The organism is Streptomyces sp. NPDC014734 (assembly GCF_043083325.1).
Taxonomy (GTDB): Bacteria; Actinomycetota; Actinomycetes; order Streptomycetales; family Streptomycetaceae; genus Streptomyces.
In genome coordinates, this window is sequence record NZ_JBIBYN010000014.1 from 176,576 (window position 1) to 200,196 (window position 23,621).

The window sequence follows — 23,621 nt, forward strand, 5'->3', positions numbered from 1 at the left end:
GACCGTTCACCGGCCCTCGCCGCCCGGCAAACCCTTCCGGTCACGGCGCCGGGGAGCGGGAGCGGCGGGCCTCCGGGGCCCCGCGGCTCCGGCTCCCGCGTGGTCGCCGGTCGCGACGGCGCCGCCCTCGCTCCCTCCTCCGCCCCGGACGCGACGCCGCCCGGCGCCGCTCGCCGGTCCGCCCCTCTTCCGCTTCCCGGGCCGTCGGGGCCGTCCCGTGCTCCGCGGCGGGGCTGGGGAGCGGTCCTGGGCCCCGCGACCGTCCGTCCGTGTCGTGTGTTCACCCGATCGGGGCAGTGCCGGTGACCCGTGGCGTTCGACCCGGTTGAGCGGGCATGAAGCCGCGCCTCAGTGTCGTCGTCCCGGTCCACAACGTCGAGGATCACCTGGAGGATTGTCTGCGTTCGGTGGCCGGGCAGTCGGTCGGCGACGTCGAGGTGGTCCTCGTCGACGACGGTTCGACGGACGACAGCACGGCCATCGCCGAGGACTTCGCCGCCCGTGACCGGCGCTTCCGTTACGTGCGCCAGGACAACGCCGGACTGAGCGCGGCCCGCAACACGGGCGTGCGGCTCACCACGCCGGACGTGCCGTACCTCGCGTTCGTCGACAGCGACGACGTCGTCGTCCACGACGCCTTCGCGCGGATGCTGGCCTCGCTGGAGTCGACCGGCTCCGACCTCGCGACCGGCAACGTGTGGCGGCTGGACGAGCGGGGGCGGCAGCAGGCGTGGCAGTACCGCTGGCTGACCGCCGACCGGGCCCGCACCCACATCAGCCGCGATCCCCGGCTGCTGACCGACCGGGTCGCCTGGAACAAGGTGTTCCGCCGCTCCTTCTGGGACCGGCACGCCTTCGCCTTCCCGGAGGGGCGGCTCTACGAGGACACGCCGGTGATGATCCCGGCGCACTATCTGGCGGGCTCGGTCGACGTGCTGCACGAGCACGTCTACTACTGGCGGGTCCGGGAGGGGTCGATCACCCGGCGGCGCACGGACGTCCGGGGCGTCCGGGACCGGATCGCGATGTGCGAGCGGGTCAGCGCGTTCCTGGCGGGCCGGGGCGGGCGGGCGAACGCGGGGGCGCGGCGGCGTTACGACCTGTCGTGCCTGCGCGACGACTTCGTGTACTTCCTGGAGGGGCTCGCGACCGGCGGGCCCGCGTACCGGGAGGCGTTCATGGCGGGCGCCGGCGCGTTCCTGGACCGGATGGAACGGATGGACGCGCCGGGCCGGGACGCGGTCGAGGAACTGCCGGTGGAACTGCGGCTCAAGTGGCGGCTGGTGCGGGAGCGCAGGCTCGCGGACCTGCTGACCGTGCTGGCCTTCGAACGGGCCAACGGTTCCGGGACGTTCACGGTCGGTGGCATGCCGGGGCTGCGGCAGGCGGGCTTCCCCGGGCTGCCGGACCTCTCGCGCGTCGCCCGCGCCGATCTTCCGGCCGTGGCACGCCTGCTGGGGGCGCGTTGGGGCGACGACGGGAAGCTGCGGCTGCGCGGCTACGCGTACGTCCGCAATCTGCCGGCCGCCTCGCCGAGGCACTCGCTGAAGATGGGCATGGTGCGTTCGGTCCACGGCCGACAACTGCGCACAGTGCCGGTGCGAAACGTTCCCTCACCCGAGGCGACCATCAACTCCGGTCAGGAATTGCACAGTTACGAGCACTCCGGCTTCGAGCTGACCCTCGATCCGCGTCGGCTGCGGGACGGCGAGTGGATGGTCGGCGTCATGGTGGCCGCCCACGGCACGGTCCGCCGGGTGGCCGTGCGGGCGGTGGAGGCGGGGGCCGTCCAGCCGCTCGTCCACGACCTGGGCGACGGCCGACGGGCGGTGCTCGACTACCGGGGCGGACGGCTCCGGCTTGCCCTGACCCGGCTGCCCGCCCGGTGCGAGGGCCGCCGCTTCGGCGAGGAACTGGAACTGACCGGCCGGGTGTACGCGGAGGTCCGGCCGAGGGCCGTGGTGCTGACCTGCGACGGGGTGCCGGACCAGGAGTTCGGCCACCCGGTCGAGTACCGGGCGGACGACCGGTTCACGGTGCGGATCCCGCTCGCCGACCTCGCCGGGATGGCGACCGCGCCGTCGGCACCGCACCGGGCACCGCACGAGGTGGAGCCGGAGCCCGGCGGGCGGTGGCGCGTGCGGCTGGTGATGGCGGACGGATCACGGGTGCCGCTCGCCGCGGCCCCGGACTCGGCCCCGCCCGTGGTGGCCGACGCGGCGGGCGAACTGGTGCTGGATCTGAGCGGGCAGCCGTTCGTGGACACGGCGGTGTGGACGGCGGAGGGCGCGCTGCGGGTCGAGGGGGTCACCGGCGCCGGAACGCGGGGGCGGCAGGGCGACGGACCGGCCCGCCTGGTCCTGCGGCACGAGACGCTGCGCGAGACGGTGACGGTCCCCGTGACCCACGCCGCGCCGCGCACGGGCGCGGGGACGTACGGGGAGAGGACCGCCGGGGCGCACGAGGGGCGCCGTTTCACCGCGTTCCTGGCACCCTCGGTGGCGGCGGGGCTGCCCGAGGGCCACTGGGAGGCGAGTCTGGGCGGCCGGCCGGTCCGGGTGCCGGCCACGCTCGACGCCCGGCTGCCACCGGCGCGCCCCGGCACGGGTGCCCTCTCGTCCGGCCGTGAATTCGCCCTGGAACGCCGGTTCGGCGACCGGATGACCCTGTGGGCCGGTCCGGTCCTCCCGGTCGCCGAGCGGGGCGCGTTCCGCCGGGCCGAACTGCGCTCCACGCACTACTCGGCGCGGCGCGCGCTGCCGCTGCGGGACGCCGTTCTCTACACGGGCGGCGGCTCGCCGCGCGCCGTGCACGCCGAGCTCGTGCGCCGGGGCGTGGAATCGGAGCACCTGTGGGTCACCGACGGGCTCCACGGACACGTCCCGCCCTCCGCCGCCCCGGTCGTCGAGCGCAGCACCGCCTGGTACGAGGCGCTGGCCCGGTCCCGCCGGATCGTCACCGCCGGTCAGCTGCCCGAATGGTTCGAGCGGCGCCCCGGCCAGACCGTCGTGCAGACCTGGCACGGCACCCCGCTCGGCCGCTTCGGCTCCGATCTCCGCGGCACCCTGTACGCCGACCACCACGCCCACACCTCACTGCCGCACCGGGCGGCCCAGTGGTCGTTCCTGGTCTCCCCGAGCCGCCGCTCGACACCGGTGCTGCGGCGCGCGCTCGGCTACCGCGGCGAGGTCCTGGAGGCGGGCTCCCCCGCCAACGACCTGCTGTTCTCCGCCGACCGGGCCAAGACCGCCGGGCGGGTACGGCGCCGGCTCGGCATCCCGGACGGCCGCCGGGTCGTCCTGTACGCGCCGACCTACCGCGACCACCTGGCCCATCCGTCCTGCGGCGACGACACCCGCCCCCGCTACCGCTGGGACCCGGCACTCGACCTGACCGCACTGGCCCGCTCCCAGGGCGACGGCCACACCCTGCTGGTCCGACGCCACCCCCGGGTGACCGGGAGCGTGCCCGAGGAGCACGGCGTGCGCGACGTGTCGGCGCACCCGGACACCGCGGAACTGCTGCTGATCGCCGATGTCCTGGTGACGGACTACTCGGGGGTGATGTTCGACTTCGCGCACACCGGTCGGCCGATGCTCTTCCACAGCTACGACCTGGCGCACTACCGCGACACGGTGCGCGGCTTCTGCCTGGACTTCGAGGCCAGGGCCCCGGGCCCGCTGCTCGCCCGCACCGACGACATCGCCGCGGTGCTGCGCGACGCCGGGACACTTGCCGCGTCGGCGGCCCGGTACGCACAGGCCTACGAGAGCTTCCGCCAGGACTTCTGCGACCTCGACGACGGCCGCGCGGCGGCCCGGGTCGCGGACCGGCTGCTCGCCGAGGGATAGGACCCGTACCCGGATCCGGCGCGCCGCCGGCCGGGGAGCGCGGGAGAGCCCTCGGCCGTACCGGACGGCCCCGGTGGTCGGCCCGTGCCGGTCCCGAGCCCTCCGGACCGCGGCCGCCTCAGAGGCTGTCGGGCGGCCTCCGGCCGGGCGGCCGAAGGCCATCCGACAGCCTCTCAGCTTCTGAGTGCCGCGACCGCCGAGGTGGCCAGGTCGTCGAGGTAGCCCCGGGGCAGCGGGGTGCGGACCACCGCGAGGCGCCAGTAGAGCGGGCCGACGATCAGGTCCAGCGCCCGGTCCGGGTCGCTGCCCTCGGGCAGTTCGCCGCGCGCCACCGCGTCGCGCACGACGACGGCGGCGATGCCCTGCTGCGGGTCCAGCAGTGCGGCCTTGATCGTGTCGGCGATCTCCGGGCTGCGGACCGCCTCCACCAGCAGGTCCGGGATGACCTGCGAGGCGACCGGGTGACGCAGGGCGTAGGAGGCGAGCTCCAGCACGGCGCGGACGTCCCCGTGCAGCGAACCGGTGGCCGGGGCCGGCACGCCCTGGACGGCGACGGCGGAGACCAGGTCGAGCACCAGCGCCAGCTTGGACTTCCAGCGCCGGTAGACGGCGGTCTTGCCGACACCCGCCCGCCGGGCGATGCCCTCGATCGACATCCGCGCGAAGCCCACCGCGGCCAGTTCCTCGAAGACCGCGCTGCGGATCGCGTCGGTGACGTCCTCGCGGAGCACGGCGGCCCCGGCGGGGGCGCGGCGGCGGGTTCCCGGGTCGGTGGTCATGGCCGAATCATAGTCCGTCACGACGAAACGGTTGCGTTGCGACGCGCTCGCGGCCTACTCTCGGCGTTGCGACGATACGGTCCCGTCCCGTCGAAGGTATCCGTCTCCGTCGGCGATCCCGTCCCGCCGGGGCTCCGCCCCGTCGAGGTTCCGTTCCTTCGGGGGTCCGTTGCGTCGGCGATTCCGTTCCTCCGGCCGTCCCGTGTCCCGCGTTCCAGCCCTGCCGTCGAAAGCGATCGTGGTGAGCCAGACAACAACCCCAGCGGCCCCGGCCGACACCCCCGCGCCCGCGCATCTCCCGGCCTACGCCCCCGGTGAGCTCGACGCGCTCGCCGCCCGGCACGGGCTGACCATGAGCGGGGCCCGGCCCTCGCTGAGCTCCTACGTCCGGCAGCTGTGGGACCGGCGGCACTTCATCACGGCGTTCGCCACGGCGAAGCTGACCGCCCAGTACAGCCAGGCGAAGCTCGGCCAGATCTGGCAGATCATGACCCCGCTGCTGAACGCGACGGTCTACTACTTCATCTTCGGCGTGCTGATGAACACCAAGCGCAACGTCGAGGACTTCATCCCGTTCCTCGTCACCGGCGTGTTCATCTGGACCTTCACCAGCAGCTCGATCACCGCGGGCACCCGCGCGATCACCGGCAACATCGGGCTGGTCCGGGCGCTGCACTTCCCGCGCGCCTCGCTGCCGATCGCGCTGGCCCTCCAGCAGCTCCAGCAGTTGCTGTTCTCGCTGGGCGCCCTGGTGGTGATCCTTGTGGGGTTCGGGCAGTTCCCCAAGCCGTCCTGGCTGCTGGCGATACCGGCGCTGCTCCTCCAGGCCCTGTTCAACACCGGCGTCTCCATGGCGGTGGCCCGGCTGACCGCCCGGACCCCGGACATCGCCCAGCTGACGCCGTTCATCCTGCGCACCTGGATGTACGCCTCGGGCGTCATGTGGAGCGTCGACCAGATGCTCAAGGGCGACCGGGTCCCGCACTACGTGGTGGTGATGCTGGAGTGCAACCCGGCCGCCGTCTTCATCGACCTGATGCGGTTCGCCCTCATCGACAGCTTCGGCGCCTCCCATCTGCCGCCGCACGTCTGGGTGATCGCCGCGGGCTGGGCGGTCGTGTGCGGCGTCGGCGGTTTCGTGTACTTCTGGCAGGCGGAGGAGCGGTACGGACGTGGCTGAGCAGAACGGCAACACCGGCGGGACCGGCACCGACGAGCGGGTGCCGACCGTCGTCGCGAACGAGGTGCACATCACCTACAAGGTCAACGGCGCCCGCACCGGCAAGGGCAGCGCCACCTCGGCACTGAGCCGGATCGTCTCGCGCCGGCAGGCCCCCGGAGTGCGCGAGGTGCACGCCGTGAAGGGGGTGAGCTTCGTCGCGTACCGGGGCGAGGCCATCGGCCTGATCGGCTCCAACGGTTCGGGCAAGTCGACGTTGCTGAAGGCGATCGCCGGCCTGCTGCCCGTGACGAAGGGCCGGGTGCTCACCCAGGGCCAGCCGTCGCTGCTGGGCGTGAACGCGGCGCTGATGGGCGATCTGACCGGGGAGCGCAACGTGGTGCTCGGCGGCCTCGCGATGGGCATGTCGCGCGAGGAGATCCGCGAGCGCTACCAGGACATCGTCGACTTCTCCGGCATCAACGAGAAGGGCGACTTCATCACGCTGCCGATGCGGACGTACTCCTCCGGCATGGGTGCCCGGCTGCGGTTCTCGATCGCCGCGGCCAAGAGCCACGACGTCCTGCTGATCGACGAGGCGCTGTCCACCGGTGACGCCAAGTTCCAGCGGCGCAGCGCGGAGCGGATCATCGAGCTGCGCAAGGAGGCGGGCACGGTCTTCCTGGTCAGCCACAGCAACAGGTCGATCACCGACACCTGTGAACGGGCGATCTGGCTGGAGGCGGGGACTCTGCGGATGGACGGACCGGCGGCCGAGGTGGTGGCCGCGTACGAGAAGTTCAACTCCCGGGGGAAGTGAGCGGGGCGGCGGGCGGACGACGCCCGCCGCTCGCACACCACCCGGGCCGCCGGTTCCCGGTGCGGGGAGACGCCGGCCACCGCGCCCGCCCCGCAGGCGCGGATATCACCTGGTGCCGGTGGTCGGCATCGCCATGCACGGACTGGTCACGGAGCAGCGGACGGCCGGGCTGAGCCGCGCCCATGTCGAACTGCGGTGACCGGCGGCATCGTCCACGTCCGCGACCGCAGCACCTACGGCACGACGTGGCGCCCGACGGCGGGGAAGTCCGGCCCGGGGCCCTGGCGGGAACTCGGCACGGCCGGGCGGCAGTTCCGCGGCGGCGACGAACTCCAGCTTGCCGAGGGCGTGGTGCTGTCCCGCAGCGGCCGCCGCTTCCCGACCGAGCTGGCCCAGGAGTGGCAGCGCCGCCGACCGCCCCCACCGTCCGCGGCGGCCGAGACCCGCGTGTTCTGACGCACGCCCCGGGCCGGGCCCTCGCGCCCGCGGCGCCGCCCGCGGCGCCGCCCGCGGCTCCCCGCAACGAGGGCCGGGACCGCCACCGGGCCCCGCGGCCTCGCGACAACGTGAGGGGGGCGGGACGGCCACCGGAACCCCGGTGTCCGCCCCGCCCCGTCGAGCCCTCGTCAAGGGCTGTCCCACAATCCCCGGCGGGCCCTCGGAGCCTGTCGGGTGATCTCCGACCGGCTCTCAGGCGTGCGTGCGCAGCAGCGTCCGCATCGTCCGCATGGCCACCGACAGGTTCGCCAGGTCGAACGCGTCCGAGCCCCGGATCTCCTCAAGGGTGGAACGCGACCGGCTGAGGATCGCCGCGTTCTTCTCCTCCCACGCCTCGAACCGCTCCTGAGGTGTCGAGGTCCCGTTGCCCACGGACAGCACGTCCCCGGTGAGCGCGGCGTGCGCCGCGTACAGGTCCTCACGGATGGAGGCGCGGGCCATGGACTGCCAGCGGTCGGCCCGCGGCAGTTCGATGATCCGGTCCATCAGCTGGGTGATGCCCAGCCGGTCCGCGAGGTCGTAGTACACCTCGGCGACGGCGAGCGGAGCCTTGCCGGTGCGCTCGGCGATCGCCACGATGTCCAGCGCCGGGAAGGCGGAGGAGAATCCGGCGACCCGCTGGGCCAGCTCGCCGGGGACGCCCGCCTCGGTCAGCTCGTCCAGGATCGACTGGTACCACTCCAGGTCGGCGCCCTGGAGCATCTTGGGCAGCTCGGCCCAGACCTGCTCGACGCCCGCCTTGAAGAAGCCGATCGTCTCGGCGATCGCCAGCGGCTGCGGCCGGTTGCCGAGCAGCCAGCGGGTGCCGCGCTCGACGAGCCGGCGCGAGTGCAGCCGGATCTGGGTCTGCACATCGGCGGCGACCTCGTTGTCGAGTGCCTCGACCGCGTCCCACACCTGGCCCAGACCGAAGATCTCGCGGGCCGCGAACTGCGCCCGCACGATCTCCTCGATGGACGCGCCGGTCTCCTCCCGGAACCGGTGCAGGAAGCTCGAACCACCGGAGTTCACGGTGTCGTTGACCAGCACCGTGGTGATGATCTCCCGGCGCAGCGCGTGCCCGTCGACCGCCTCGGGGAACCGCTCGCGCAGTTGCTGCGGGAAGTAGGCGTGCAGCAGCGTCTGCAGGTGCGGGTCGTCCGGCAGGCTGGTCCGGATCAGGTCCCGGGCCGCCGTGATCTTGGTGTAGGCGAGCAGCACGGCCAGTTCCGGCTGGCTCAGGCCCTTGCCACCGTTCAGCAGTTCGCGGATCTGCCGGTCGTTGGGCAGGAACTCCAGCCCGCGGTCCAGGTCCCCGTCGCGGCCCAGTCGGCGCATGAAGCGCTGGTGGGCGTGGAGCAGGGAGGCCGACTGGGCGGTGGCGTTGGCGAGCGCCACGTTCTGCGCGTAGTTGTTGCGCAGCACCAGGCGGCCGATCTCGTCGGTCATGTCGGCGAGCAGCTTGTTGCGCTGCTTGACGGTCATGTCACCGTCCCGGACGAGGCCGTTGAGCAGGATCTTGATGTTCACCTCGTGGTCGGAGGTGTCCACACCGGCACTGTTGTCGATCGCGTCGGTGTTGATCCGGCCGCCGCCCCGGGCGAACTCGATCCGGCCGAGCTGCGTGGCGCCGAGGTTGCCGCCCTCGCCGACGACCTTGGCCCGCAGGTCCTGGCCGTTGACCCGGATCGGGTCGTTGGCCTTGTCGCCGACGTCCGCGTTCGATTCGGCGGACGACTTGATGTACGTGCCGATGCCGCCGTTCCAGAGCAGGTCGACGGGGGCCCTGAGGATGGTCTGCATCAGCTCGGCGGGCGTCATCTTGGTGATGCCGGGCTCGATGCCGAGCACCTCCCGGACGTGTGCGTTGACCGGGATCGACTTGGCGGTGCGCGGGTGGACGCCACCGCCCGCGGAGAGCAGGTCCTTGTCGTAGTCGGCCCAGGAACTGCGCGGCAGGTCGAAGAGGCGGCGCCGCTCGGCGTACGAGGTGGCGGCGTCCGGGGTGGGGTCGATGAAGATGTGCCGGTGGTCGAAGGCGGCGACCAGGCGGATGTGCTCGGAGAGCAGCATGCCGTTGCCGAACACGTCACCCGACATGTCGCCGACGCCGACGACGGTGAAGTCCTGGGTCTGGGTGTCGTGGCCGAGTTCGCGGAAGTGCCGCTTGACGGACTCCCAGGCGCCGCGGGCGGTGATGCCCATGCCCTTGTGGTCGTAACCGGCGGAGCCTCCGGAGGCGAACGCGTCGCCGAGCCAGAAGCCGTAGGAGACCGCGACCTCGTTGGCGATGTCGGAGAACTTCGCGGTGCCCTTGTCCGCGGCGACGACCAGGTAGGTGTCGTCCTCGTCGTGCCGGACGACCTCCTTGGGCGGCACGACCTCACCGGCCACCATGTTGTCGGTGATGTCGAGCAGCGCCGAGATGAAGGTGCGGTACGAGGCGATGCCCTCGGCCATCCAGGCATCGCGGTCGACGGCCGGGTCCGGGAGCTGCTTGGCGACGAAGCCGCCCTTGGCGCCGACCGGCACGATGACGGTGTTCTTCACCATCTGCGCCTTGACCAGGCCGAGGATCTCCGTCCGGAAGTCCTCCCGCCGGTCCGACCAGCGCAGGCCGCCTCGGGCGACCTTGCCGAAGCGCAGGTGCACGCCCTCGACGCGCGGCGAGTAGACCCAGATCTCGAACGCCGGGCGGGGCGCCGGCAGGTCCGGGATGGACTGCGGGTCGAACTTCATCGAGACGTAGCCGTGCGGCGTGCCGTCCTCCTCCGTCTGGAAGAAGTTGGTGCGCAGGGTGGCCTTGATGACGGTGAGGAAGGAGCGCAGGATGCGGTCCTCGTCGAGCGAGGCGACCTGGTCCAGGGCCCCGTCCAGCTCCTCCAGGAGCCCGTCGGTCAGCTCGGTGCCGGCGCTCTGCCGCTCCGGTGCCATCCGGGCCTCGAAGAGGGAGACCAGCAGCCGGGTGGTGTGGACGTTGTTGCGGAGAGTGCTCTCCATGTAGTCCTGGCTGAAGGTCGAACCGGCCTGCCGCAGGTACTTCGCGTAGGCGCGCAGCACCATCGCCTGGCGCCAGCTCAGACCGGCGCCGAGCACCAGCGCGTTGAAGCCGTCGTTCTCGGCGGCGCCGGTCCACACTGCCGCGAAGGCGTCCTGGAACCGGTCGCGGGCGTCGTCGGCGAGGTAGTTGCCGCTGCCGTTGGTCTGCGGCATCCGCAGCCCGAAGTCGTAGATCCAGGCGTGGGTGCGGTCCGCGCAGCGCAGCTCGTACGGGCGTTCGTCGACGACCTCGACGCCGAGCCGTTGCAGGGCGGGCAGGACCGCGGAGAGGGAGACCTGCTCACCCGTGCGGTAGATCTTGAAGCGGCGCTCGCCGGGACCGGCGCCGACCGGCTCGTACAGGCTGAGGGCGAAGTCCTTCCCGTCCTTCTTGAGCGCTTCGAGGTGGACCAGGTCGGACACGGCGGCGCGCGGCGAGTGGTCGGCCTTGTAGCCCTCGGCGAACGAGTGGCCGTACTGGCGCAGCAGCTCGGCGGCGCGCTCCTCGCCGCACTCGGCGGTGAGCGCCTCCTGGAAGCCGTCGGCCCAGGAACGGGCGGCCTCGACGAGCCGGGCCTCGATGCGGTCGGCCTCCGCGTCGGTGAGGTGCGGCAGCTCGGTGCCCGGTGCGACCCGGACGACGAAGTGCAGCCGGGAGAGGATCGACTCGGTGTTCCAGGCGGTGAAGTCGACGCTGATGCCGCCCAGTTCCTCCTTGAGGATGTCGATCAGCCGCAGCCGCACACCGGTGGTGTAGCGGTCGCGCGGCAGGTAGACGAGGGCGGAGTAGTAGCGCCCGTACTCGTCCTGGCGCAGGTAGAGCCGCAGCCGGCGGCGCTCCTGGAGGTACAGCACGGAGGTGACGATGGAGCGGAGCTGGTCGACGGGCGTCTGGAACAGCTCGTCGCGCGGGTAGGTCTCCAGGATCTGGACCAGGTCGCGGCCGTCGTGGCTGTTGGGCGAGAAGCCCGCGCCCTCCAGCACCTCGGCGACCTTGCGGCGGACGACGGGCACCCGGCGCACCGACTCGGTGTAGGCGGCGGACGAGAACAGGCCGAGGAAGCGGCGCTCCCCGACGACGTTGCCGTCGGCGTCGAACTTCTTCACGCCGACGTAGTCGAGGTAGCTGGGGCGGTGGACGGTCGCCCGGCTGTTGGCCTTGGTGAGGACGAGGAGCCGGTGTTCGCGGGCCTTGGCCCGGACGTCGGCGGGCAGCCGGTCGAAGGACGGGCTGACCGGGTGGGCCTCGTCGACGCTGTGGTGCGGGTCGGAGCGCAGGATGCCGAGGCCGGTACCGGGAACGGCGGCGAGGGCGTCGTCGTCCTTCAGCTCGTACTCGCGGTAGCCCAGGAAGGTGAAGTGGTCGGCCGCCAGCCAGCGCAGCAGCTCCCTCGCCTCGTCGACCTCTTCGTCACCGAGGTCGTCGAGCGGCTCGCCGGGCAGGTCGTCGGCGATGCGCAGCGCGGCCTCGCGCATCTTGCCCCAGTCCTCGACGGCCTCCCGCACGTCGGAGAGCACCCGCAGCAGGTCGGCGGCGATCTGCTGGAGGTCGGAGCGGTCGGTCTCGCGGTCGATCTCGACGTGGATCCAGGACTCGACGAGCGCGTCGTGCGGCAGCTCGGCCCCGGCGGCCCTGGACGCCTTGGCGGCCTTCCGGCCCTGCGGGGTCGTCGGGAGGCCGTTGCCCTCGGTGAGGACCTCGATGAGCTTGCCGGTGACGTCGCGGCGGACGACGACCTGCGGATGGATCACGACATGGATGCCGCGGCCCTGTCGGGACAGCTCGTTGGTGACGGAGTCGACGAGGAACGGCATGTCGTCGGTGACGACCTCGACGACGGAGTGGCTGCACGTCCAGCCGTTCTCCTCGACGGTCGGGGTGTGCACCCGGACGTTCGCCGTGCCCTGCGGACGGTTCTCCGCGAGCCGGAAGTGGGAGGAGGCGGCGCCGAAGACGTCGACGGGGTCGCGGCTGCCGATGTCCTCCGGGGCGGTGTGCAGGTAGTAGCGCTGGAGGTAGGCGAGGACGGTGTCCTGGCCGGGACGTTCCTGCTCGGTCCCTGCGGCTGCTACGCGCACCCGCGGGGCACCGCCCGGGCCACCGACACCACCGCCCGGGCTGTTGTCAGCTACCTTGGCGGCCCGTGCGAGCAGCTCGGCCTTGGCTTCGTCCAGCTTGGTCTGCATGTCCTCTGGCTCCTGTCGCGCGCCGTTGCGTGACGTAGGTGTAAACAGCGACGTACCGCCACGACACGGGGTTTCCGGTCAGGTTCGACGCTATGCCGCTTCGAGAGATTCCGGGGGCCATATGGGCCATTTTTGACGCTCGTCCCGGATGGAGAGGATCAGTCGCGGCCCGGGTGCTGTCGCACTCCGGGCGCAGGCCGGGGGCTTCGCTGCCCCCGAGGCGTATCGCGCTGATCACGGGGTCCAGGCTATCTCGACACCACCCATAACCGTCACGAGCCGCATGTGTACAAAAGACGGTCCGGAAGTTTGACACTCTGGACAGCGCGTCGGCCCGTGTTGCCGCACTCTGGTAATCGGAACAGGCCGACGAACCGTGGGAGCCCCGCCATGGCACCGAAGATCCTGATCGTCACCGGCGACGCAGCCGAGTCCCTGGAAGTCCTCTATCCCTATCAGCGGCTGCGCGAGGAGGGGTACGACGTCCACATCGCGGCTCCCGCCCGCAAGACCCTCCGCTTCGTGGTCCACGACTTCGAACCGGGCTTCGACACGTACACCGAGAAGCCCGGCTACACCTGGCCCGCCGACCTCGCCTTCTCCGAGGTCGCCCCGGAGGACTACGTCGCCGTGGTCGTGCCGGGCGGCCGCGCACCCGAGTACCTGCGCAACGACCCCGAGCTGCGCAAGATCCTCAAGGCGTTCTTCGACTCGGACCGGCCGGTCGCCCAGATCTGCCACGGCCCGCTGATGACGGCGGCGGTCGACGCGCTGACCGGTCGGCGCGTCACCGCGTATCCCGCGCTGGAGCCGGACATGCAGGCGGCGGGCGCCGCCTTCGAGGACCACGAGGCGGTCGTCGACGGCGTACTGGTCTCCTCCCGTGCCTGGCCGGACCACTCGGCGTGGATGCGCGAGTTCCTGAAGGTGCTCCGCGCGAAGGCCCCGGTGACCACCTGACGGCACCCGTGGGGCACCCCGGGCACCCGCGTCATTCGGCCATGCGCCTGGCCAGGTCCGTGGCCTCGGCCAGGCTGTCGACCACGGGCACCCCCGCCGCCTCCAGGCTGGACCTGCTGTGCGATCCCCCGGTGTAGAGAACGGCCCGCGCACCGACATGGGCCGCGGCCACGGCGTCGTCCACGGCGTCGCCGATGACCACGGTGCGCTCCGGGGAGACGCCGTCCAGCGCGGCGATGTGCCGTTCCATGTGCCGCGCCTTGCTGCCGCCGGACGGGCCGGTGCGCCCGTCGACCCGCAGGAAGTGCCGTTCGATGCCGTACCCCCGCACCACGGGGACCAGCTGGTCATGGCCGTACATGCTCAACAGCGACTGGCTCCCGCCGGCCAGTCGCCACCGCGAGAGCAGGTCCGCGGCGCCTTCGGTGAGTCCGCAGGCGGCGCGCCGCTCGGTGTAGTGCCGGTGGAAGACCGTGTCCATCCGCTCCCATTCGGCGTCCGTGGGCAGCCTGCCCATCAGCCGCTCGTAGAAGCGGGGTATCGGGACGCAGTACGTCTCGCGGTACTGGTCCAGCGTGATCGGCTCCAGGCCCACCTCGCCGAAGGCGGCGTTCGTCGCGCCGATCACCGCTGCGTTGTCGTCGAGCAGAGTGCCGTTCCAGTCCCAGACCAGATGCGTGCGGTGCTTCCCGTGCGTCCCCATGACGGAGAAATGTACCGCTCCGGGCTCCGAGGGAGGTACGGGTCGTCCCCGGAGCTCCGCTCAGGCCTCAGAGCCTGTCGGGTGACCTCTGACCGGGCGGTCACGTCCTGGCACGCACGCTTCCGGCGTTGCCGAAAGGACCGAGCAGCTCCGCCACCGGGCCCTCCCGGCGCCTGGGAACCGCACGCGCCATGCCGCGTCCGCCTTCCGGTCGAAGGTCACCCGACAAGGCTCTCAGCCGATCAGGTTCGGGATCTCCTGGATACCGAACCACAGCAGTTCGTGGTCCTCGGCACCGTCCACGGTGAACTGGGCGTCGTCGTCACCGTGGTCCGCCGCGCCCAGCGCCGCCGCCGCCGCGCTGACGTCCTTCTCCGCGTCGTCCGCGTCGACGTGCACCGAGGCGGCCTCGGCCAGGGCAACGGAGGACGCGATCCGCACCTCCCCGAGCGACGAGGCGTCGAGGCTGCGGTCCGGGTCGGCCACGGCCGCACCGTCCGGTACGTCGACGGCGACGACGACCCGCCGCCGGACGACCCCGGGGTCCCCGGCGATCAGCCGCAGCGAGGCGGCGGCGGCCCGGTTGAGCGCCGCGTACTCCAGTTCCTCGATGTCGTCGGAGACGTACCACTCGCGCAGCCCGGGCGTCACCGCGTAGGCGGTCAGCGGGCCGGGGCCGATCTCGCCCGCCCGATGCGCCGCTGCGAGACCGGAGAGGGTCAGAGGGACGTACACGCGCATGGCTTGCCGCTTTCGTAGTCGGAAACGCCCTCAGGATACGTGCGACGTCCCCCTTTGGGGCTACGCGCACCCGGCCCGGCCCGTCCACCCGGCGACCGCCTCTCACCCTGCCCGCGCCCGCCGTGCCCTCCGCGGCGCACCACCCCTGTCACCCGGATAGGTGATTCACCCCGCCCCTCTCCGGGGGCACACCGGTGCTTGCGAGCGCCTTCCTGCCGCCGTAGAAGATCCCCACCAGAAGTTACTGCCCGGTATCGAGCCGGGCCTCGGAAGCACGGGGGCGATGCGCGATGAGCACGAACAGGACCCGACCCGTCGGACGGCACGACCGCGGCAGGCCCGAGACCGTCCCGCCGCAGCGCACGAGGGGGCCCCGACGCGTCCGCCCCCATCAGTGGTTCGCCGAACGTCTGCTTGCCGTTCTCAGCGGCCAGCGCCCGGTGCACTGGATGCTCGGGCACACCATCGGCGACGCGTACGACCAACTCGCCGAACTGGCACCGCGCACCCCGCTCAGGGGCCGCGGGGCCCGCCCGGTGATCCGCATGTGCCACGGCGCCCAGCCCGTCCCGGGCGTGGTGGAGGCGTGCGCGAGCATCGCGGCGGGCGAACAGGTGCGGGCCATCGCCTTCCGTCTGGAACAGGGCAGGGACCTGCGCTGGCGCTGCGCGGCGGTGGAACTGGGCGACGAGAGGCTGCACGCGACCGCGCCCCGATGAACACCCCGCGCCGTCCGGGACGGAACGCCTGAGCCCGAAACCGGAGGAGGCCCGACACGGTCCGACGCGGTCCGACGGAAAGGCTGGGACGAGCCGGACCGCGCCCGGAAGGAGCGCGGGGCGGAGCAAGGAGGGCGGGGTGGAGAGGGGAGGAGAGCGGAGAACGAGAAGCGGGGCGGAGAACGACAACGGGCCGGGGCCGGGCACCCACGAAGGGTGCCCGGCCCCGGCCACAGCCCCGCCTGTGCCGGCGGCGCGGCGATGCCGCCGACGCCGACGCAGCGGCGTGCCGCTACTTCTTCCGGCGGCGCCCGCCGCCACCGCTCTTCTGCGCCTTGCGCCGCTCCGCCCGGGTCATCCCGCCGGAGCCGGACGCCGCGGCACCTTCGTCGCTGGAGAAGTCGCCCTCGACGACCCCGCCCTCGCCGTCCACCGTGGGAGCGGAGAAGTGCAGCCGGTCCGGACGCTGCGGGGCGTCGAGCCCCTTGGCCCGGATCTCCGGCCGCGCCGCCGGGACGAGGTCCTCCTTGGCGAGCGAGGTCCGCTCGGCCTCGTCCTGCACCGGAACCTCCTCGACCTGCTGCTCGACCTGGACCTCCAGGTTGAACAGGTAGCCGACGGACTCCTCCTTGATGCCCTCCATCATGGCGTTGAACATGTCGAAGCCCTCGCGCTGGTACTCCACCAGCGGGTCCTTCTGCGCCATGGCCCGCAGGCCGATGCCCTCCTGGAGGTAGTCCATCTCGTAGAGGTGCTCACGCCACTTGCGGTCCAGGACGGACAGCACCACACGCCGCTCCAGCTCACGCATGATGTCCGAGCCGAGCTGCGTCTCGCGCGCCTCGTACTGCTCGTGGATGTCGTCCTTGATGGACTCACCGATGAACTCGGCGGTGATCCCGGCCCGGTCGCCGGCCGCCTCCTCCAGGTCCTCGACGGTGACCTTCACCGGGTAGAGCTGCTTGAAGGCGCCCCACAGCCGGTCCAGGTCCCACTCCTCGGCGAAGCCCTCGGCGGTCTCCTGGCGGATGTAGTCGTCGATCGTGTCGTCCATGAAGTGGCGGATCTGCTCCTGGAGGTCCTCGCCCTCCAGCACCCGGCGGCGCTCGCCGTAGATGACCTCGCGCTGCCGGTTGAGCACCTCGTCGTACTTCAGGACGTTCTTCCGCGTCTCGAAGTTCTGCTGCTCGACCTGCGACTGGGCCGACGCGATCGCCCGCGTCACCATCTTGTTCTCGATCGGCACGTCGTCCGGCACGTTGGCCATCGACATGACCCGCTCGACCATCTGCGCCTTGAACAGCCGCATCAGGTCGTCGCCGAGCGACAGGTAGAAACGGGACTCGCCCGGGTCGCCCTGACGTCCGGAACGGCCGCGCAGCTGGTTGTCGATACGCCGCGACTCGTGCCGCTCGGTGCCCAGGACGTAGAGCCCGCCGAGCTCCTTGACCTCCTCGAACTCCGCCTTCACGGCCTGCTCGGCCTTCTCCAGCGCGGCGGGCAGCGCTGCCGCCCACTCCTCGACGTGCTCGACCGGGTCGAGACCACGCTGGCGCAGCTCGGCCTCGGCGAGGTCGTCGGGGTTGCCGCCGAGCTTGATGTCGGTGCCTCGTCCGGCCATGTTCGTCGCGACCGTGACGGAGCCCTTGCGGCCGGCCTGGGCGACGATCGTCGCCTCGCGGTCGTGCTGCTTGGCGTTGAGGACCTCGTGCTGGACACCGCGCTTGGAGAGCTGCTGCGAGAGGTACTCGGACTTCTCGACCGAGGTGGTGCCGACCAGGATCGGCTGGCCCTTCTCGTGCTTCTCGACGATGTCGTCGACGACCGCGGCGAACTTCGCGACCTCGGTCCGGTAGATCAGGTCCGACTGGTCGGCGCGGATCATCGGCCGGTTGGTCGGGATCGGGACCACGCCGAGCTTGTAGATCTGGTGGAACTCGGCGGCCTCGGTCATCGCCGTACCGGTCATGCCGGAGAGCTTGCCGTAGAGGCGGAAGAAGTTCTGCAGGGTGATCGTGGCGAGCGTCTGGTTCTCGTCCTTGATGTCCACCCCTTCCTTCGCCTCGATCGCCTGGTGCATGCCCTCGTTGTAGCGGCGACCGGCGAGGATACGGCCGGTGTGCTCGTCGACGATCATGACTTCGCCGTCGATGACGACGTAGTCCTTGTCCTTCTTGAAGAGTTCCTTGGCCTTGATGGCGTTGTTGAGGTACCCGACGAGCGGGGTGTTCACCGACTCGTAGAGGTTCTCGATGCCGAGCCAGTCCTCGACCTTCGCGACGCCGGACTCGTGGATGGCGACGGTCCGCTTCTTCTCGTCGACCTCGTAGTCGCCGGTCTCCTCGATGCCCTTGAGCGGGTTGCCCGCCTCGCCCTTGGTCAGACGCGTGACCAGCTTGGCGAAGTCGCCGTACCACTTGGTGGCCTGGTCGGCGGGGCCGGAGATGATCAGCGGCGTACGGGCCTCGTCGACGAGGATCGAGTCGACCTCGTCGACCACGGCGAAGTTGTGGCCGCGCTGGACGAGCTCGTCCGCCGACCACGCCATGTTGTCGCGGAGGTAGTCGAAGCCGAACTCGTTGTTCGTGCCGTACGTGATGTCGCAGGCGTACTGCTCACGGCGCTGGGCCGGCGTCATGTTGGCGATGATGCAGCCGACGGACAGGCCCAGGAACTTGTGGACCCGGCCCATCAGCTCGGAGTCTCGCTCGGCCAGGTAGTCGTTGACCGTGATCAGGTGCACGCCCTTGCCGGACAGCGCGTTGAGGTACGTCGGCAGGGTGCCGACCAGGGTCTTGCCCTCGCCGGTCTTCATCTCGGCGACGTAACCGAGGTGCAGGGCTGCGCCGCCCATGAGCTGGACGTCGTAGTGGCGCTGTCCGAGGACGCGCTTGGCCGCCTCACGGACGGTCGCGAATGCTTCGGGAAGCAGGTCGTCCAGGCTCTCGCCGTCCGCGTACCGTTCCTTGTACTCGTCGGTGAGCGCCCGCAGCTCGGCGTCGGAGAGGTTGATGAAGTCCTCTTCGATGGAGCTGACCTGGTCCGCGATGCGGTGCAGTTTGCGCAGGATCTTGCCTTCGCCTGCACGCATGAGCTTGTTGAAGACGGACACTGAGGCTGGTCTCCTTGCCGGTCGGGCCTGGCACTGGGTCGTGTGATGGACGCTGGCGCGGGCACGGCAGGCGGGCCCCACCGCAACGGCCATCGTAAGCGAGGACCCCGCCGCGCCGGGAGGGCTGCCGCCGCGTCGACCGCTCCGTCCCCTCCGAGTCAACGGACGGAGGGCTCCGAAGGTGCCGGGAAGTCCGAAAAGTGTTCGCTTCCCGGGCACCGCCTCACCAGAATCCGTTCATGGAACCGATCACGCTCACCACCGGGCGTCTGCTGCTGCGCCCCTTCACCGATGCCGACGCGGACGGGATCCACGCGGCCTGTCAGGATCCGGCCATCCAACGCTGGACGGTCGTGCCCTCCCCGTACCGGCGCGTCGACGCGGAGCACTTCGCCCACGAGATCTGCCCGGACGGCTGGCGGGACGACTCCATGTACAACTTCGCGGTGGTGCTGCGCGACGGCGGAGCCCTGGCGGGCGCCCTCGGTCTCACCCGCCGCAACCTCCCGGACACGTTCGAGGTGGGGTTCTGGACCGCCGAGGAGCACCGGGGCCGCGGCCACGCGACGGAGGCGGTCCTGTCCGCCGCCCGCTGGGCCTTCGCCTCGCTCGGCTGCGACCGGCTGGAATGGCGGGCCGAGGTCGGCAACACCGCCTCGCGCGCCGTGGCGCTGAGGGCCGGCTTCCGGATGGAGGGCGAACAGCGGTCGGGGCTGCTCAACAAGGGGGTGCGGCGCGACGCCTGGGTCGGTGCGCTGCTCCCGTCCGATCTCGGGCTGCCGAGCGGCCGGGCCTACCTGCCCGCGGCCGACCGGCCCACCGGTCCCCCGTCGGACCGGGCCGTCCCCGGGACAGCGCGATGAAGGTCCCCAGTACGACCGCGCCGCCCGTCCTCTCCGCGCTCCCGGCGGGCGGCCGACGGATTCCGCGGTCCGCTGTCAGTGCCTGCGTCTAAGGTGCCGGGCATGACGTCTGTGCCGCCTCCCGCCGTCGAACTCTCCGCCGACCGGGCCCGCAGGATCGCCCTGCGGGCCCAGGGCTTCCTGGGGGCCCCGAACCGCCGGGCCGGGGTCCCCGGGGTGCTGCGGCATCTCGGCGCCGTCCAGCTCGACACGATCTCGGTGCTCGCACGTTCGCACGAACTGATTCCCTACGCGCGTCTCGGCGCGGTCGGCCGGCGCACGATCGAGGAGGCGTACTGGTCGGGCGGCCGCACCTTCGAGTACTGGTCGCACGCGGCCTGCATCCTGCCGGTCGAGGAGTGGCCGCACTTCGCGTTCCGCCGCCGCGCGTACCGCAACCGCCCGCACTGGCACCACGACCTGCCGGACGGCGCCTACGAGACGGTGATCAAGCAGTTGCGCGCCGAGGGCCCCCTGACGGCGACGGAGCTGGGCGGCGCGAAGAACGGCGGCGAGTGGTGGGACTGGTCGGCGTCGAAGGTCGCCGTGGAGCGCGCCCTGATGTACGGCGAGGTGGTGTGCACCGAACGCCGCGGCTGGAAACGGGTGTACGACCTCGCCGAGCGGGCCCTGCCCGACGCCGTGCTGCACGACGATCTCGACGACACGGAGTGCCTGCGCCGGCTCGTGGCGCTCGCGGGGCAGTCCCTGGGCATCGGAACCCGCGCCGACATCGCGGACTACCACCGGCTCAAGGGCGAGCAGTTCGACGCGGTGGTGGCGGACTCCGGCCTGGTGCCGGTGACGGTTCGGGGCTGGGCGAAGCCCGCCTGGGCGGATCCGGCGGCGCTGGCCTCGGAGCCGCGCGGGCGGCATCGCACGACCTTGCTGTCGCCGTTCGACTCCCTGATCTGGGAGCGGGCGCGCACCGAGCGGATCTTCGGCTTCACACACCGCTTGGAGGCCTACGTCCCCAGGCCCAAGCGGATACACGGGTACTTCGCCATGCCCCTGCTGGCCGCAGGACGACTGCGGGGTCGCGTCGACCCGGCCCGCGAGGGCAGCACGCTGGTCGCCCGCCAGGTGTCCCTGGAGGGCCGCGGAGCGGTGGAGCCGATGGCCGCGGCCCTGGTGGAGGCCGCGTCCTGGGTCGGCTGCACGCATGTCCGGCTGGAGCGGGTGGACGCACCGGAACTGCGCGGGCCGCTCGCTCAGGAACTCGCCCGCGCCCTGGCGTGAACCCTCGTCCCGGCACGAGCCCTCGTCCCGGCATGGGTCCACATCCCGGCATGGGTCCACATCCTCATGCGAGCCCGTGTCCCGTACACCGCACCCGCCGGTGTCCGGACCGGTTTCCTCACCCCGCCCGCGGGCCAATCACCTGATCTCCAGGATCTTCTCCCGCATGGCATAGACCACGGCCTCCATCCTGGAGTGCAGTTGCAGCTTCTCCAGAATGTTGCGGACGTGGTTCTTCACGGTGTTCTCGGAAATGAACAGTTCCTTCGCGATATCGCGATTGTTCATACCCGTCGCCACGAGTTTCAGGACTTCGAGTTCCCGGTCGGTGAGCCGCGGGGCCGGCACGAGCCGACGCTCGTCGGTCCGCTGGATCATCGATTTGAACTCGGTGAGCAGTTTGGAAGCCATGGAAGGGCTGATCTGGGACTGCCCGTCGGCGACCGCGCGAATCGCCGTGGCCACCTCGTCCGTGGAGATCTCCTTGAGGAGGTAGCCGGTGGCGCCCGCCTTGATCGCGTCGTAGAGGTCGGCCTCCTCGTCACTGATCGTCAGCATGATGATCTTCGCACTGGGGGCCACCTCCTTGATCGACGTACAGGCCTCGATACCGCCGCGCCGGGGCATCCGCACGTCCATCAGAACGATGTCGGGCAGCAGGTCGGCCGCCTTGTCGACGGCCTCCGCGCCGTCACCCGCCTCGCCGACGACCTCGATGTCCTCCTCCTGGGCGAGGACGATCTCCAGACCTCGGCGGAAGAGCGCGTGGTCGTCCACGACGAGGACCCGGATCGGTTCCTTGCGGAAACCGCCGTCCGCGTCCGCACCGGCGCGATCGTCGGTGTGATGCGCGTCGCGACGGTTCGCGTCGCGGTGGTTCGCGTCGCGCACGGGCCCGAAGGTGTCCGCCATCGTTTCTCCCCCTGAAGGCCACGGCCTGAAGTTCGCAAACGGTCCGCCAACGGCAGTCCACAGAACACCGGTTGGCTTGGGACGACATGATTTCATGCCCGGGCGCCGGAGCGGTGATCCCGCTCTCCGCACACGCGTGCCCCCGGTAGCACACAGACGCTCCGGGGGCACCGCGGAAGGGGTGCGTCAGCCGCCGAGCGCGCCGCCCGCACCGCTCGCGCCATCGGCGGCCAGCGGGTCGGTCCTCAGGTGGATGACACCGTAGTCGTAAGCATGCCGTCGGTAGACGACACTGGGTTCCTTCGTCTCGGAGTCGACGAACAGGTAGAAGTCGTGCCCGACCAACTCCATCTCGTAGAGCGCCTGGTCGAGCGACATCGGTGCGGCGACGTGCGTCTTCTCGCGCATCACCAGCGGCCCCTCGCCCTGCACCTCCAGCGAGCCGAACCTGGTGGTCGGTACGGCCTGGTCCTCTTCGCCCGGGACCAGTTCCCCCTCACCGTTGAACGACGCCGCGCCCGGAACGATCTCGCCCACCTCGGCGGCGGGGATCCGGCCGTTGCCGCGGCGGCTGTAGCGCTTGTCGTGCTGCTTGCGCAGCCGCGCCTCCAGCTTGCCGGTGGCCAGGTCCAGCGCCGCGTACGGATCGCCCGCCGCCGCCTCGGCCCGGATGACCGGCCCACGCGAACGGAGCGTGATCTCCACCCGGTCGGAACGGTCGGCCTGACGGGGATTCAGCTCCTTGGACACCTCGACGTCGAGGCTGATCACCTTGCCGTCGAACTTCTGGATCTTGTCCAGCTTCAGCTTCTCGGCCACGTGCTTGCGGAACCGCTCGGGCACCTCGGTCTTGCGGCCCTTGACGACGATGTCCACGCAGAACTCCGTTCCCGGATCGCTCCGCTCGGTGGCGGAGCATCTCCCTTTTGCACCAGGCCCCGGTGACGACCGGAGCCGCGGACTCGGTGACTGCCACCTCCTGCTCCCCCGCCGGTGGGATCTCGACCCCGCCGGCATTCCTGCTTACGAACTGTCGGTGAGCTACCTGCCCGAAACCTGGTGGTGCATTCATTGAGGTCCGGCATTCGCCATTCCTCACACAACCGAACATAGCCTGCCCGGCCGGATCTCGGCACCCGCTACTCGCACGTACCTCCGTTCAGGTCTTTTTGCTCACTCACTACCAGCAACGATGCACGTTCACGATCAGTTCCGGTTTATTTCGAAGGCCGAGGGAGAGACCGCGACAACGGCCGCCCGTCCCCCGCCGTGCGAAGCCGTCCCGCGCCCCCGGGCACCGCCCATCGCCGCGCCGGTCGCCCGGGCGGCCTCGGCCAGCGAGGCACCGGTCGTCAGCAGATCGTCCACCAGCACCACCCGCCCGGCGGCCAGGAGCCGCTCGCCCCCTGCCACGACCTCCAGGGCGCCCGCGAGATTCTCCTGCCGCTGCCGGGCTCCCAGCCCCACCTGGTCGACGACCGCGCGACGCTGCCGAAGCACCGGCACCACCCGGGCCGCCACACCCCCGCGCCGCAACTCACCGGCGGCGGCCAGCGCCATCCGCCGCATCGGATCGTGTCCCCGCGCCGCCACGGCCCGACGCGCCGACGGCACGGGCACCAGCAGCACCGGCCCCGCCGCGCCCCGATGTCCGGCAGCGGCCCGAACTGCCCCGGCCAGCGCCTTTCCGAGCGCCCCGGTCAGCCCCAGCGCGCCCCTTTCCTTGTGGGCCAGGAGCACCGCGCGCACCGCGTTCGCGTACGCCGCGGCCGCGTACACCACCGGCAGGCCCGCGGGCTCCGGTACGGGCCTCACCCGACGCGGAACCCCGCCGTACAGATCCGCCCGGCAGTCCTCGCACAACTCCGCACGTGGCCTGCCACAACCACCGCAGAACACCGGCAGGACCAGTCCGGAGATCTCCCGCCACCATCCCCGCATGACTCCACTGTGCGCTTCGCGGGAAGACCCGGCCACCCCTGTGGAAAACGCGGAACGGTGGAAACAGCCGTGCGACCGAC

16 protein-coding genes are annotated in these 23,621 nt (G+C 71.4%); 8 read left to right on the plus strand and 8 right to left on the minus strand.

Features of this window, described 5'->3' with window-relative positions:
• Window positions 1-335 precede the first annotated feature (335 nt).
• Complete coding sequence (locus ACF1CT_RS22680; RefSeq protein ID WP_391785720.1) at window positions 336-3,851, plus strand: CDP-glycerol glycerophosphotransferase family protein; 3,516 nt, start codon at window positions 336-338, stop codon at window positions 3,849-3,851.
• Between the two features lie 173 nt (window positions 3,852-4,024).
• Here the strand turns inward: ACF1CT_RS22680 and ACF1CT_RS22685 are convergent, their stop codons facing one another.
• Window positions 4,025-4,630, minus strand: coding sequence for a TetR/AcrR family transcriptional regulator (locus tag ACF1CT_RS22685; protein WP_391785721.1), 606 nt, complete (start codon window positions 4,628-4,630; stop codon window positions 4,025-4,027).
• A gap of 238 nt (window positions 4,631-4,868) precedes the next feature.
• On the opposite strand from ACF1CT_RS22685, the gene ACF1CT_RS22690 reads away from it, so the two are divergent.
• The 3 genes from ACF1CT_RS22690 (at window position 4,869) to ACF1CT_RS22700 (ending at window position 7,065) form a co-directional block, all read left to right on the plus strand.
• Window positions 4,869-5,810 (plus strand): ABC transporter permease, encoded by a 942-nt coding sequence (locus ACF1CT_RS22690; RefSeq protein WP_391785722.1) that lies wholly within the window; start codon window positions 4,869-4,871, stop codon window positions 5,808-5,810.
• A complete protein-coding gene (locus ACF1CT_RS22695) occupies window positions 5,803-6,609 on the plus strand; it encodes an ABC transporter ATP-binding protein (protein ID WP_391785723.1) in 807 nt (268 codons plus the stop codon). Before ACF1CT_RS22690 ends, ACF1CT_RS22695 begins: the two co-directional genes overlap by 8 nt.
• 195 nt (window positions 6,610-6,804) lie before the next feature.
• The gene (locus ACF1CT_RS22700; protein WP_391785724.1) at window positions 6,805-7,065 is read left to right on the plus strand and encodes a hypothetical protein; all 261 of its coding nucleotides are present in this window, start codon (window positions 6,805-6,807) and stop codon (window positions 7,063-7,065) included.
• A 234-nt stretch (window positions 7,066-7,299) separates the two neighbouring features.
• Here ACF1CT_RS22700 and ACF1CT_RS22705 read toward each other — a convergent pair whose 3' ends face one another.
• Window positions 7,300-12,312 carry an NAD-glutamate dehydrogenase gene (locus tag ACF1CT_RS22705; RefSeq protein WP_391785725.1) on the minus strand — a complete coding sequence of 1,671 codons (5,013 nt, stop codon included), beginning with the start codon at window positions 12,310-12,312 and terminating at the stop codon, window positions 7,300-7,302.
• Window positions 12,313-12,702: 390 nt separating this feature from the next.
• Here ACF1CT_RS22705 and ACF1CT_RS22710 point away from each other — a divergent pair, with 390 nt between their 5' ends.
• The gene (locus ACF1CT_RS22710; protein WP_391785726.1) at window positions 12,703-13,272 is read left to right on the plus strand and encodes a DJ-1/PfpI family protein; all 570 of its coding nucleotides are present in this window, start codon (window positions 12,703-12,705) and stop codon (window positions 13,270-13,272) included.
• 31 nt (window positions 13,273-13,303) lie between these two features.
• On the opposite strand, the gene ACF1CT_RS22715 is transcribed toward ACF1CT_RS22710, so the two are convergent.
• Both ACF1CT_RS22715 and ACF1CT_RS22720 read right to left on the minus strand, forming a co-directional pair.
• The gene (locus ACF1CT_RS22715) at window positions 13,304-13,975 is read right to left on the minus strand and encodes an HAD family hydrolase (RefSeq protein WP_391785727.1); all 672 of its coding nucleotides are present in this window, start codon (window positions 13,973-13,975) and stop codon (window positions 13,304-13,306) included.
• Window positions 13,976-14,209: 234 nt separating this feature from the next.
• Complete coding sequence (locus ACF1CT_RS22720) at window positions 14,210-14,716, minus strand: DUF6912 family protein (RefSeq protein WP_391785728.1); 507 nt, start codon at window positions 14,714-14,716, stop codon at window positions 14,210-14,212.
• Between the two features lie 290 nt (window positions 14,717-15,006).
• Here ACF1CT_RS22720 and ACF1CT_RS22725 point away from each other — a divergent pair, with 290 nt between their 5' ends.
• On the plus strand, window positions 15,007-15,435 hold the full coding sequence (locus ACF1CT_RS22725; RefSeq protein WP_391785729.1) for an Rv3235 family protein: 429 nt from the start codon (window positions 15,007-15,009) through the stop codon (window positions 15,433-15,435).
• A 292-nt stretch (window positions 15,436-15,727) separates the two neighbouring features.
• On the opposite strand, the gene secA is transcribed toward ACF1CT_RS22725, so the two are convergent.
• Window positions 15,728-18,547 carry a preprotein translocase subunit SecA gene (gene secA, locus ACF1CT_RS22730; RefSeq protein ID WP_391785730.1) on the minus strand — a complete coding sequence of 940 codons (2,820 nt, stop codon included), beginning with the start codon at window positions 18,545-18,547 and terminating at the stop codon, window positions 15,728-15,730.
• 239 nt (window positions 18,548-18,786) lie between these two features.
• On the opposite strand from secA, the gene ACF1CT_RS22735 reads away from it, so the two are divergent.
• On the plus strand, window positions 18,787-19,410 hold the full coding sequence (locus tag ACF1CT_RS22735; RefSeq protein ID WP_391785731.1) for a GNAT family N-acetyltransferase: 624 nt from the start codon (window positions 18,787-18,789) through the stop codon (window positions 19,408-19,410).
• 102 nt (window positions 19,411-19,512) lie between these two features.
• Window positions 19,513-20,688 carry a winged helix-turn-helix domain-containing protein gene (locus tag ACF1CT_RS22740; RefSeq protein WP_391785732.1) on the plus strand — a complete coding sequence of 392 codons (1,176 nt, stop codon included), beginning with the start codon at window positions 19,513-19,515 and terminating at the stop codon, window positions 20,686-20,688.
• A gap of 138 nt (window positions 20,689-20,826) precedes the next feature.
• Here ACF1CT_RS22740 and ACF1CT_RS22745 read toward each other — a convergent pair whose 3' ends face one another.
• From ACF1CT_RS22745 to ACF1CT_RS22755, 3 genes are all read right to left on the minus strand, one after another.
• Window positions 20,827-21,600, minus strand: a complete 774-nt coding sequence (locus ACF1CT_RS22745) for a response regulator (protein ID WP_391785733.1) — start codon at window positions 21,598-21,600, stop codon at window positions 20,827-20,829.
• Window positions 21,601-21,786: 186 nt separating this feature from the next.
• Complete coding sequence (gene hpf, locus ACF1CT_RS22750; RefSeq protein ID WP_391785734.1) at window positions 21,787-22,476, minus strand: ribosome hibernation-promoting factor, HPF/YfiA family; 690 nt, start codon at window positions 22,474-22,476, stop codon at window positions 21,787-21,789.
• Window positions 22,477-22,806: 330 nt separating this feature from the next.
• Window positions 22,807-23,541, minus strand: coding sequence for a ComF family protein (locus ACF1CT_RS22755; protein WP_391785735.1), 735 nt, complete (start codon window positions 23,539-23,541; stop codon window positions 22,807-22,809).
• Between the last annotated feature and the right edge of the window lie 80 nt (window positions 23,542-23,621).